The 11590-nt window shown below is 70.6% G+C and carries 10 protein-coding genes; all 10 read right to left on the bottom strand.

Going from position 1 to position 11590, the window contains the following annotated elements; genetic code table 11:
* Positions 1–127: 127 nt before the first annotated feature.
* Positions 128–1210, bottom strand: coding sequence for an ATP-binding protein (locus ACWDLG_RS30335; protein ID WP_449926389.1), 1083 nt, complete (start codon positions 1208–1210; stop codon positions 128–130).
* A gap of 251 nt (positions 1211–1461) precedes the next feature.
* On the bottom strand, positions 1462–2265 hold the full coding sequence (locus tag ACWDLG_RS30330) for a TrmH family RNA methyltransferase (RefSeq protein WP_449926386.1): 804 nt from the start codon (positions 2263–2265) through the stop codon (positions 1462–1464).
* A gap of 779 nt (positions 2266–3044) precedes the next feature.
* Complete coding sequence (gene rplT / locus ACWDLG_RS30325; RefSeq protein ID WP_354912075.1) at positions 3045–3428, bottom strand: 50S ribosomal protein L20; 384 nt, start codon at positions 3426–3428, stop codon at positions 3045–3047.
* Positions 3429–3452: 24 nt separating this feature from the next.
* Complete coding sequence (rpmI, locus tag ACWDLG_RS30320) at positions 3453–3647, bottom strand: 50S ribosomal protein L35 (protein WP_354912078.1); 195 nt, start codon at positions 3645–3647, stop codon at positions 3453–3455.
* 118 nt (positions 3648–3765) lie between these two features.
* Positions 3766–4401 (bottom strand): translation initiation factor IF-3, encoded by a 636-nt coding sequence (gene infC / locus ACWDLG_RS30315; protein ID WP_354912081.1) that lies wholly within the window; start codon positions 4399–4401, stop codon positions 3766–3768.
* A gap of 387 nt (positions 4402–4788) precedes the next feature.
* Entirely contained in the window at positions 4789–5619 is an 831-nt protein-coding gene (locus tag ACWDLG_RS30310; protein ID WP_449926381.1) for a shikimate dehydrogenase, read from the bottom strand.
* 159 nt (positions 5620–5778) lie between these two features.
* Positions 5779–6921 (bottom strand): endolytic transglycosylase MltG, encoded by a 1143-nt coding sequence (gene mltG, locus ACWDLG_RS30305; RefSeq protein ID WP_354912087.1) that lies wholly within the window; start codon positions 6919–6921, stop codon positions 5779–5781.
* Between the two features lie 229 nt (positions 6922–7150).
* Complete coding sequence (gene mltG, locus ACWDLG_RS30300) at positions 7151–8431, bottom strand: endolytic transglycosylase MltG (protein WP_449926377.1); 1281 nt, start codon at positions 8429–8431, stop codon at positions 7151–7153.
* Positions 8428–8910 carry a Holliday junction resolvase RuvX gene (gene ruvX / locus ACWDLG_RS30295; protein ID WP_449926375.1) on the bottom strand — a complete coding sequence of 161 codons (483 nt, stop codon included), beginning with the start codon at positions 8908–8910 and terminating at the stop codon, positions 8428–8430. Before ruvX ends, mltG (ACWDLG_RS30300) begins: the two co-directional genes overlap by 4 nt.
* Position 8911: 1 nt before the next feature.
* The gene (gene alaS / locus ACWDLG_RS30290) at positions 8912–11584 is read right to left on the bottom strand and encodes an alanine--tRNA ligase (RefSeq protein ID WP_449926372.1); all 2673 of its coding nucleotides are present in this window, start codon (positions 11582–11584) and stop codon (positions 8912–8914) included.
* Positions 11585–11590: the final 6 nt, after the last annotated feature.

Genomic DNA, 11590 nt, shown 5'->3' with positions numbered 1-11590 from the left:
CTTGAGCGGACCCGAGTCTAGTCGGATCGGCAGAAAGGGTCGTGCGCGGCGACGCCTGCCTGTGGAAAACGACCGGCCGCGCCTCGCGCCTGTGGAAAAGCCCGTCGGGTCCGTGCTCGCCGTATGGTCAGGCGAAGTCGGGTGCCCCGGCGGGCATGGTAAATCGGAACTCGGCCCCGCCCTCGGGCGCGCGCTGCACGGTGATGGTGCCGCCGTGGGCCTCCACCAGGCCCTTGACGATGAACAGGCCAAGGCCCGTGCCGCCGCGCCTGCGGCTGTTGCCGCGCCAGAACTGCTGGAAGACGCGCGGGGCCAGCTCGGGCGCGATGCCCTCACCCTGGTCTCGCACGGACACGGCAACTCCCCAGCCGACGGATTCGATGTCGATCGTGACGGTGCCCCTGCCGTGGCGCACCGCGTTCTCCACCAGGTTACCGAGAATCTGGTCGATCTTGTCGCCGTCGAGCCACATCTCGGGCAGCTCGCCGGAGACTCGCAGCTGGAAGCGGTTTTCGGGCTCGCCCGCCGCGACCCTGCCAGCGATGATCTTGCGGGCCCGGGCGGGCACGTCGACGACCGCCCGGTGGATCTCCAGCCGCCCCGACTCGATCCGCGAGACGTCGAGCAGCTCGGTGATCAGCCTGGTGACCCTGTCGGCGTCGTTGTTGACGGTCTCCAGCATCACGAGCTTCTGCTCTTCGGTGAAGCGCGTCCACTTGGCCAGCAGCGTCGCGGTGAAGCCCTTGACGCTGGTCAGCGGCGAGCGCAGCTCGTGGGCGACCGTCGAGACCAGGTCGGCGCGGCTGCGTTCGAGCCGCGCCCTGGCGCCGCCGTCGCGCAGGGTGATCGTGACCCGCGCGACGTCGCCGCCGCACTCGGGCTCGCGCACGAGCCTGGCCGCCACGTGCAGCTCCTGCCCGCCGGGCAGGTGGAGCGGCCGTTCGGGCACCCTGGTCCTGGTGCGCAGCCCGCCCTCGGGGTCGAGGCACTTCCACCACTCGCGGCCGTCGTGGTCGCGGAACGGGAACACCTCGTTGATGTCACCGCCGACCGCGCGCTCGCGGCTGACGCCGGTGAGCCTGGCGGCGGCCCTGTTGACGGTGAGGATCACGCCGAAGCGGTCGGTCACGATGAGCCCGTCGGGCAGGTCGTCCACGGGCACCGTGCACGCCGGATCGGACACCCGCCAACCGGTACCTTCGCCCCGCACGAACCCCGCCTCCTCGACCTACATGGCCGACAATAGCGGGTTTCCCACACCAGGGGGCACCCGCGCGCGCCGCCTTGCGCTGGGGTCGCCCTGCCCTCCCGTACGGCTACCGCCGGGCCGGGCCCACCCAGGGCACGCATGCCGGCCCGTCCAGGGAGACGGCACGCGAGCTCACCGGCGGGCCGCCGTCACGCGCCGCCGTCACGCGCCTGCGGGGCAAACCCCGCTTGCCCGGCCGGTTCCTGGTCGGTTCAGCCGTTCCGCTGGGCCCTGGCCGAGGCGTACAGGCAGACCGCCGCCGCGGTCGCCAGGTTGAGGCTCTCGGCCTGCCCGTAGATCGGTACCCGCACCACGTCGTCGGTGAGCGCCAGGATCTCCTCGGGCAGCCCCCACGCCTCGTTGCCGAACACCCAGGCCGTGGGCCCCGACAGGTCGACGTCGTCCAGCGTGTGCTTGCCGGCCCCGTCGGCCGCCAGCACCCGCAGCCCGCTGTCCTTCAGCCGCCGCACGGCCTGCGCGACCGGCGAGCCGATGGCCACGGGCAGGTGGAACAGGCTGCCCGCGCTGGCCCTGACGCACTTGCCGTTGTAGGGGTCGACCGAGGCGTCGGTGAACACGACGGAGTCGGCGCCGGCCGCGTCGGCCGTACGCATCACGGTGCCCGCGTTGCCGGGGTCGCGCACGTGCGCGAGCACCGCCACGAGCCGGGCCTGTTCGGTGACGGCCTGCTCCAGGGGCGTGTGCACGAACGTGCAGATCGCCACCAGGCCCTGCGGCGTCACCGTCTGGGCCAGTTCGGCCATGACCTCGCCGCTGGCCCGCTGGACCGGAACGCCCTTGAGCGTGGCCTCGCTGATGAGGTCGCCGTGTCGCACCTCGGCCTCGGCGGTGGCGAACAGTTCGAGGACCACGCCGTCCAGCTTGAGCGCCTCGCGCACGGCCTGGGGTCCTTCGGCGAGGAACTTGCGGTCCTGCTCCCTGAAGGCGCGCTTGGTGAGCCGGCGCGCGGCTTTCACGCGCGGCGACTTCACGTTGGTCAGCTCGGATCCCGCCATGCTCCAGTCCCCCACTCGTCGAACGCTCGTGCCCGCACGAGCCATTGTCCAGCCCTCACGACCCTCCCGGACCCCTGAAGAGCATGAGGGACGCTCGCGCGGGCCGCTGCGGGAGGCCGGACGCCGCTCAGGGCCCGCTTCACCGACCCCGGTCCGCTCACCGCCCGCCGGCCCGCCGGCGACGGTCGGGCCGAACCCGGTCCGCTCACCGCCTGCCTACCGCCGGCGACGGTCGGGCCGAACCTGGTCCGGCCATCGCGCCTGCCCGCTGCCGGCGATCACCCTCAGGAACGGCCGTTGCGCGGCTGTCAGGCAGCTCTCAGCGAACCGCAGATCGACACGAGCCACACCAGGCCGGTCGCCCCGTGCCGCGAAACCCGCCGGATGATCGGTCACTCCCGCCGGCTGTCAGCCACCGGCGGACCACTCCCGGGAGAAAGCCAGAAGACCGCTCCCGGACAAAGCCAAGAGGCCGCTCCCGCGAGAAAGCCAGGAGACCGTGGACCACGAGAGAACCCCCACCCCGTAGGGCAGGCCGCTCTCGGCACACCGGCAACCCACCGGCCATCGAGCGGTTCCTCCTGGAAGCCACTGGGCCCGGCCACCAGGTGCCGCGCCGTGACACCCACCTGTCCGGGAGGGCAGGGGCACGAGCCGGGACGGCGAGGCGAATCACCCGCGTGCCGTCCGGCCCCATGTCCGCCCGAGCGGGCCGCGCCGGGCAAACAAAACGGGCCCACCGACGTGGCGGTGGGCCCGTGCGAATCCGTGCCGAACGGTCAGCCCGCGGCCGGCGCGTTCACGTTCGCCGGCAGGGCCTTCTTGGCGGCCTCGACCAGCGTCGCGAAGGTCTGGCTGTCGTTGACCGCCAGGTCGGCGAGGATCTTGCGGTCGACCTCGATGTTGGCCAGCCGCAGACCCTGGATCAGGCGGTTGTAGGTGATGCCGTTCTGACGAGCCGCCGCGTTGATCCGCTGGATCCACAGGCGGCGGAAAGCGCCCTTGCGGTCCTTACGGTCACGGTAGGCGTAGGTCATCGAGTGGAGCATCTGCTCCTTGGCCTTGCGGTACAGCCTGGACCGCTGGCCACGGTAGCCGCTCGCCCGCTCGAGGACGACCCTGCGCTTCTTCTTGGCGTTGAGCGCCCGCTTCACGCGTGCCATGTTCTATCTCCCCGGGGACTTGCGCTACTTGGCGAGCAGCTTCTTGGTCTTCTTGTAGTCAGCGTCGGAAATGACGACTTCATTCTTGAGACGGCGCGTCAGCGTGGACGACTTCCACTCGTTGTAGTGCGCGCGGCTGGCGCGGCGGCGCTTGATCTTGCCGGTTCCGGTGAACCGGAACCGCTTCTTCGCACCGCTGTGCGTCTTCATCTTCGGCATTTCGCCGTCTCTCCTCAATTCGTCCGTGCCGAATCCCGGGCCGGTGCGGGCCGGCCCGGTTGCGGCTTGTTCGACTGGCGCTGGCTGGGTCGCCTGTAAGGCTAACCCGAACTGCGGGTCACTCTTCCGGTTCGGAAGGCTCCTCGCTGCCACGCTGCGCCTTGGCCGCTGCCTTTTCAGCCTTGGCCTCGGCCTTCTTCTTGTGCGGACCGATCACCATGATCATGTTACGGCCGTCCTGCTTGGGCTGGGACTCGACGAAGCCGAGCTCCGTGACGTCCTCGGCCAGCCTCTGCAGGAGCCTGAAACCCAGCTCGGGACGCGACTGCTCACGTCCGCGGAACATGATCGTGACTTTGACCTTGTCTCCCGCCTTGAGGAACCGCACCACGTGACCCTTCTTGGTCTCGTAGTCGTGCGGGTCGATCTTCGGCCGGAGCTTGATCTCCTTGATGATCGTGTGCGCCTGATTCTTGCGCGCCTCGCGCGCCTTCATCGCGGACTCGTACTTGAACTTGCCGTAGTCCATGAGCTTGCACACGGGCGGACGAGCCGTGGCCGCGACCTCGACGAGGTCGAGGTCTGCCTCCTGGGCGAGCTTCAGGGCGTCGTGGATGGACACGATGCCGACCTGCTCACCGTTAGGGCCGACGAGGCGAACCTCGGGCACACGGATGCGCTCGTTGATGCGGGGCTCAGTGCTGATGGGGCCTCCTAGGTATGCGATCCCTACGCGCTCGATCGTGCCGGGCATCAACGCGGATGTAAACGCGAAAATGCCCCGCACATCGCGCATGCGGGGCCACTGAGCTTGGCGGCTCGAATGGCCGTAAGCTCCCCGGAGTAAGTCCGGCGTGATCCTGTACCTGGACACCTCACGGTGACTCAGGTGGGAGGGAGACCTCCGCTTGCGCGTCCAGCAAGCATGCCGGACCGATCAGGGAGCTACATTACCACAACCACGAGCGCCCGCCGAATCATCCCGCCTGGCTGACGCATTTCCTAAACGGCCTGGCACACGACAGCGGGCCGCGGACCAGGCCTGTCTTCGCCGAGACGGCCGGAGAACGGCCAGGCTCAGCCCCATCGGGCTGCCCGGGGGCTGGTCACCGTAGAGTCAAGACTTCGCGGGGACCGGGAATCAACCCGTTCGAGTGGCGCGCCTGAGGATCTCGGCCTCGCCCGCCGCGCGCATCGCCGCCACCGGCACGTCCGTCCGGCCCGTCATCAGCTCCACCTGCCGCACCGCCTGGTGCAGCAGCATCGGGAACCCGCCGACCACCTGTCCGCCCGCGGCCCGCACCGCGGCGGCCAGGCGCGTCGGCCAGGGGGCGTAGACGACGTCGAACAGCGCGGGGACCCGCGCCACCTGGCCCGCGAAAGCATCGGCGGCGCCACCGGGCAGCGTGGAGACCACCAGGTCGACGTCGAGCAACGCGTCGAGCTTGTCGAACGTCTCGACCGCCAGTGCCATCCCGAGCCGCTCGGCCACCTCGACCGTCTCCCCCGCCCGCGCGGGGTCGCGTACGACGAGTGTCGCGGCGCCGGTGCCGAGGCCGCGCAGCGCGGCCAGGGCGGAGGCGGCCGTGGCGCCGCCGCCCAGCACCAGCGCCGAGCCGGGGGCGGGGATGCCCGCCTCGGCCAGGGCCTGCTCGATGCCGTGGACGTCGGTGTTGTCGCCGTGTCTGGCGCCGTGGGCGAACACCACCGTGTTGGCGCCGCCCACCGCGACGGCCAGGTCGGAGACGGTGTCGAGCAGCGGGAGCACGGCGCGCTTGAGCGGCATCGTCAGCGACAGCCCCGCCCAGTCCTCGGCGTCGAGCATGGCGGGCAGGCCGGCTTCGTCGCACTCGCGCGCCTCGTAGGTCCAGCCGGTCAGGCCCATGGCCTGGTAGGCGGCCCGGTGCAGGAACGGCGAGAGCGAGTGCGTGATCGGCGAGCCCAGCACCGCCGCCCGTCCCGTGGTCCGCACACCCGCTCCTTTCACCGCGCCCTGGGTCCCCAGGACTCTATCGCCCGGTACGGCAGGCCCGCGCGAGCCCCACCCGGCGGCACGGGACCACGCCTCACCGAGCCCAGCCTGCACCGAGCCCACGCCGAGCCGGCGCCGAGCCCGCGCGGGCCGGCCGGGTCACCCGCCGCCGTTGCGCTCGAACTCCGCCTTCAGCTTCCAGAACTCCGCCTCGCTGGCCGTGAACTTGGTGACCTTGTTCTTGGGGTCGGTCGTCACGAAGTACAGGTAGCCGCTGTCGCTCGGCTTGAGCGCCGCCTCGATCGCGTGCTCGCCCGGGTTGCTGATCGGCCCCGGCGGCAGTCCTTCGTACATGTAGGTGTTGAACTTCGACTTGGTCTCCAGGTCGGCATGGGAGGCGGCGATGCCGTACTTGTTGAGCGCGTACATGACCGTGCTGTCCATCTGGAGCTTCATCGCCGGCTTGCGCGACAGACGGTTGTAGATCACCTCGGCGATCTTCGGCATGTCCTCGTACGTGCCCGCCTCGGCCTGCACGATGCTGGCGACGGTCATGATCTGCCCCGGGGTGAGGCCGAGCTGTTTGGCCGACTCCTCCAGGTTCGTGGCCGACGCCGCCTGCGTGTAGCGGTCGACCATCTGGGTGAGCATCTGGGTGGGAGTGGCGTTCGGCTCGAACTCGTAGGTCGCGGGGAAGGCGTAGCCCTCCAGGCTCTTGGCGTAGGACGGCAGGCCGATGGCCTCCTTGTCCTTGGCCGCCGCGACGAACTCCTTGCGCGACTTCTTGGTCTGCTTGGCCAGGATGTCGAACACCTTGGTGAGCCGCTCCCCCTCCTTGATCAGGACGGTGTTCTGCAGCTTCTTGCCCGACACCAGCGCCTCGACGGCGGCGGCGGCCGACATGCCCTTCTTCAGGGTGAACTGGCCGGGTCGCAGCTCGGAGCTCTTGCCGGCGGCGGCGATGGCGTTGGTGAAGGCGCGCTCGCTGGCCACCACGCCCTGCGCCTGCAGGGTCTTGGCGACGTCGGCGGCGGTCTGGCCGTCCTTGACCTGGATGACCACCTCGGTGGTGCCGGGTCCCTTGAAGTCGTCGGGCACCAGCGCGTCGCTGAGCCACAGGTAGCCGTAGTAGCCGCCACCGCCGATGATGCCCACGAGGACGATCACAGCGAGCAGCGGGGCGAGGAATCCGCCGCGGTTGCGGCGCCTGCGCCTGCGGCGGCCACGGCCCACCTTGCCGGAACCGCGAGAGCGGCCCCTGGCCCGACCTTCGTCGTCCTCGGAGCCTAGCAAAAAGTCCATGTCGAGATCGTTCATAGATGCGGTGGCCAATCTCCCGGTATGGACGGCCTGGCGTCAAGGGGGAACACCAAACCGGTGGGGGTTACCGAGCCGAACGAGGGGATCCGCCGGCCTTGAGCCGGTGACCAGCGGTTATCACGATGTGTAGCAATGCTAGGGGATGCGGCAGGCGTGCGCGCCTCCGCCCCGGCCCCGGTCCTCGGCGGGACTAAGCAGGCCCCGAGCAGCATCAATGGGTCCCGAGGTAGTCGTTCAACTCTTCCCGGTATCTCACGAACTCACTCTCTTTGTCGGTGAATTTCGTGATTCTATGCTCCGGGTTGGTTGTCACAAACCAGTTCCAATCGCCCCTGGCCGGGTGCAACGCGGCCAGCAGCGCCTTCTCCCCCGGATTGGCGATCGGCCCCGGAGGCAGGCCCTTGTGCCGGTAGGTGTTGTACCGGGAGCGCACCCTGAGATCGTCCTGCGACAGCTTCAGCGTGCGCCGGTTGAGCGCATAGGTGACGGTGGCGTCGAGCTGGAGCGGGGTGCCGCTCCTGAGCCGGTTGTAGATCACTCTAGCGATCTTCGGATAGTCGCCGTCCCTGCCGCCCTCGGCCTGCACCAGGCTCGCCACGGTGACCGCCTCCAGCGGCGTGAGCGCGACCCCCGCGGCACGTGACTCGAGGCCGATGCTCGCGGCCGCCTCCCTGAACCGGGTGACCATCCGCCTGAGCAGGTCGGCCGCCGTGCCGCCCGGCTCGACCTCGTAGGTCGCCGGGAAGAGGAAGCCCTCCAGGCCGCGGGCGTAGCGGGGCAGGCCCAGCGTGGCGACCCTGGCCGTCCGGAAGTCCTGGAGCGGGATGCCCGACTGCTTGGCCAGGTACGGCAGCGCCTCCGACAGCCGCATGCCGTCGGGCAGCGTGACCCGCTTGACCACCCTGGCACTCGGCGTCAGCAGCAGGTCGAGCGCCGCGGCGGCGGCCATCCCCTTGCGCAGCAGGTAGTGCCCGGGATACAGGCTCGCCGCCTTGGAACGTTCCTGCGCCACGTTGGCGAACGAGCGGGCACTGGCCACCACGCCGGCCTCGGTCAGGAGTGCCCCGATGTCGCCCGCGCTGGCTCCCGGGTGGATGTGCACGGTGACCGCTCCCGTGCCCGCCCCGTCGAAGTCCGCGGGCATGACGTACGGCTTCAGCACCACGAACCCCGCGGTGCCGAGCGCCAGCACGGAGGCGGCGGCGCCACCCGCCAGCGTGGCCGCCTTGCGCCTGGCCCGGCGCCGGCCCGAGGCCGCCCGATCGGCTGCCGGCGAGGCCGCCCAACCGGCGGCCGGCAGGTCGGGCCCGTCGCCGCCGGCCTCTCCCTCGTCCTCCGCCGGTCTGCTGAAGGGGATCACCTCGGCCAGCGAGTCACCGTCGTCGTCGCCGGGCCGCCGGCTCGACGGCAGCTCGGCCACCGGCAGCGGAGCCGTGTCCTCCAGGGGACGTCCCGGCGTCGTGCGGGGTCCCTCGTCGTCCGGCCCGCTCACCGGGCAGACCCGTCGTCCGCCGCTTCGGGCGGATCGACAGGTCTGCCTGGTGGCCGGTCTGTGGCTCGCTCCGCGTCGAGCGCGTCCTGCAGCAGCACGACGGCGGCCACCTGGTCGACGACGGAGCGCTGCTTCTTGGCCTTGACGCCGCTGGCCCGCAGCCCCTGCTGGGCGGCGACCGTGGTCAGCCGCTCGTCGAACAGCCGCACCGGCACGGGTGCCAGCCGTACGGCGAGGTCGACGGCGAAGGTCCGGGCCAGCGCCGCGGCCTGGCCCTCACGTCCCGACAGCGAGGTGGGCAGCCCGACGATCACCTCGATCGCCGCGTGCTCCTCGACCAGGACGGCGATGCGGTCGAGGTCGCCCGCACCGCGTCTGACGGTCTCCACCGGAGTGGCCAGCAGTCCCGAGGGGTCGCTGCGGGCCACTCCGATGCGTACGGACCCGACGTCGACGCCGAGTCGTGCGCCGAATCTCATGTCAGGTGAGCTGCTCCGCGATGGTCTCGCCGACCACGCGCAACGCCTCGTCGATCGCCTCAGGACGGGTGCCCCCGCCCTGCGCGACATCGTCCTTGCCGCCACCGCCACCCCCAAGCGCCTTGGCGGCGACGCCGACCAGTCTCCCGGCCTTGAGCCCCCGCTCGCGCCCCGCCTCGTTGACCGCGGCAACCACCACCGGACGGTCAGCGGGGACCCCGGCGAGCACGACGACCGCCGGACGGTCGCCGGCGAACCTGCCGCGCACGTCAAGCGCGAGCTTACGCAGATCATCGGGCCCGGTTCCATCAGGCGCGCGGTGGGTCACGACAGAGACTCCGTGCAGCTCACGGGCCTGCGCGGCCAGATCGCCGGCGATCTGGAGCACCTGCGCGGAGCGCAGCTTCTCCAGCTCCTTCTCGGCGGTGCGCAGCCGGGAGACGATGCCCTCGATGCGCTCGGGCAGCTCCTCGCGGCGCGCCTTCAGCTGCTCGGTCACCTGGGCGACCAGCAGCGACTCGCGGGCCAGGAAGCGGAAGGCGTCGATGCCGACCAGCGCCTCCACGCGGCGCACGCCCGCGCCGACCGACTGCTCGCCCAGCACCTTGACCAGGCCGAGCTGGCCCGAGGAGTGGACGTGGGTGCCGCCGCACAGCTCGCGGGAGTAGTCGCCGATCTCCACGACGCGGACCTCGTCGCCGTACTTCTCGCCGAACATGGCCAGCGCGCCCATCGCCCTGGCCTCGGCCTGGGAGGTGTAGAAGGCGTTGACCCTGAGGTCGTTGATGAGGACGGCGTTGACCTCGTCCTCGACGTCGCGCAGCACGCTGGGCGGCACGGCGCCGGCGGAGGTGAAGTCGAAGCGGAAGCGGCCGGGCGAGTTCTCCGAGCCCGCCTGCGCCGCCGACTCGCCCAGGGCGTTCTTGAAGCCGCGGTGCACCAGGTGGGTGGCACTGTGGCTGCGCGAGATCGCCTTGCGGCGCTCGACGTCGACCTCGGCCTGCACCTCGTCGCCCAGGCGCAGCTCGCCGGTGCGGACCTTGCCGCGGTGGACGACCAGGCCCTTGATCGGCGACTGCACGTCGAGCACGTCGACCTGCGCGCCCGAGGTGCGCAGCACGCCCTGGTCGGCGAGCTGACCGCCGCCCTCGGCGTAGAAGGGGGTACGGCCCAGCACGACCTCGACGGTCGAGCCCGCGCCGGCCACGGGAACCGGGACGCCGTCGACGAGGATGCCGACCACGCTGGACTCCGCCGTGGTCAGGTCGTAGCCGAGGAACTCGACCGTGCCCGCCTTCTCCAGCAGCTCGCCGAAGACGGAGATGTCGGCGTTGCCGGTCTTCTTGGCCGCCGCGTCGGCCTTGGCGCGCTCGCGCTGCTCCTTCATCAGACGGCGGAAGCCCTCTTCGTCGACCTTGAGCCCCTGCTCGGCCGCCATCTCCAGGGTGAGGTCGATGGGGAAGCCGTAGGTGTCGTGGAGCTGGAAGGCCTGGTCGCCGGAGAGCGTGGTGCCGGACTTGCGCTTGGTCTCCTCGACGGCGACGTCGAAGATCGCCGTGCCGGTGCGCAGCGTGCCGAGGAAGGAGGTCTCCTCGGCGTCGATGACCGCGTGGATCTGCGGCGCGTCGTTCTTCAGCTCGGGGTACTGCTCGCCCATCACGTCGATGGCGACCGCGGTGAGCTCGTGCATGTAGCGCTCCTCGCCCGAGCCGAGCAGGCGCAGGTTGCGGATGGAGCGGCGCAGGATGCGGCGCAGCACGTAGCCGCGGCCCTCGTTGCTCGGGCCGACGCCGTCGGCGACCAGCATGGTGCCGGTGCGGACGTGGTCGGCGACCACGCGCAGGCTGACGTCGGCGCGCGGGTCGCGGCCGTAGCGCGAGTTGGTGAGCTCGGCGGCCTTGTCGAGGATCTTGTAGGTGGTGTCGATCTCGTAGATGTTGTCGACGCCCTGCAGGATCGCCGCCATGCGCTCGAGGCCCATGCCGGTGTCGATGTTCTTGTTGGGCAGCTCGCCGGAGATGTCGAAGTCGGTCTTGTTACGGACCGCGCTGAGCTGGTCCTGCATGAAGACGTTGTTCCAGACCTCGAGGTAGCGGTTCTCGTCGGCGATGGGCCCGCCCTCGCGGCCGTACTCGGGGCCGCGGTCGTAGTAGATCTCCGAGCAGGGGCCGCCGGGGCCGGCCACGCCCATGTGCCAGTAGTTGTCGGCCAGGCCGCGGCGCTGGATGCGCTCGACCGGCACGCCGACCTTGTTGTGCCAGATGTCGAAGGCCTCGTCGTCGTCGAGGTAGACCGTCGCCCAGAGCCGGTCCTCGGGGAAGCCGAAGCCGCCCTCCGACTCGGGCTTGGTCAGCAGCTCCCAGGCGTACGGGATCGCCAGTTCCTTGAAGTAGTCGCCGAGGGAGAAGTTGCCGAGCATCTGGAAGAAGGTGGCGTGCCTGGTGGTCTTGCCGACCTCGTCGATGTCGGGGGTGCGCACACACTTCTGCACGCTGGCCAGCCGTGCCGCCGGAGGCTTGCGCTGCCCCAGGAAGTACGGCTTGAAGGGCACCATGCCCGCAGGCACCAGGAGCAGCGTCGGGTCCTCAGCGATCAGGCTGGCCGAGGGCACGACCTTGTGCCCACGCTCCTCGAAGAAGCGCAGGAAGCGGCGGGCGATCTCTGCCGACTCCATATCAGC

It is taken from the genome of Nonomuraea sp. NPDC003727, assembly GCF_053586935.1.
The sequence above is the reverse complement of the archived record's forward strand: the minus strand, read 5'-3'. Positions and strand labels throughout refer to the sequence as shown.

Excerpts from the sequence above, each read along its gene's own strand:
- infC (WP_354912081.1), bottom strand. The coding sequence starts at position 4,401 with ATGCCCGGCACGATCGAGCGCGTAGGGATCGCATACCTAGGAGGCCCC.
- mltG (WP_354912087.1), bottom strand. The coding sequence starts at position 6,921 with ATGGACTTTTTGCTAGGCTCCGAGGACGACGAAGGTCGGGCCAGGGGC.
- rpmI (WP_354912078.1), bottom strand. The coding sequence starts at position 3,647 with ATGCCGAAGATGAAGACGCACAGCGGTGCGAAGAAGCGGTTCCGGTTC.
- alaS (WP_449926372.1), bottom strand. The coding sequence starts at position 11,584 with ATGGAGTCGGCAGAGATCGCCCGCCGCTTCCTGCGCTTCTTCGAGGAG.
- rplT (WP_354912075.1), bottom strand. The coding sequence starts at position 3,428 with ATGGCACGCGTGAAGCGGGCGCTCAACGCCAAGAAGAAGCGCAGGGTC.
- ACWDLG_RS30330 (WP_449926386.1), bottom strand. The coding sequence starts at position 2,265 with ATGGCGGGATCCGAGCTGACCAACGTGAAGTCGCCGCGCGTGAAAGCC.
- ruvX (WP_449926375.1), bottom strand. The coding sequence starts at position 8,910 with ATGAGATTCGGCGCACGACTCGGCGTCGACGTCGGGTCCGTACGCATC.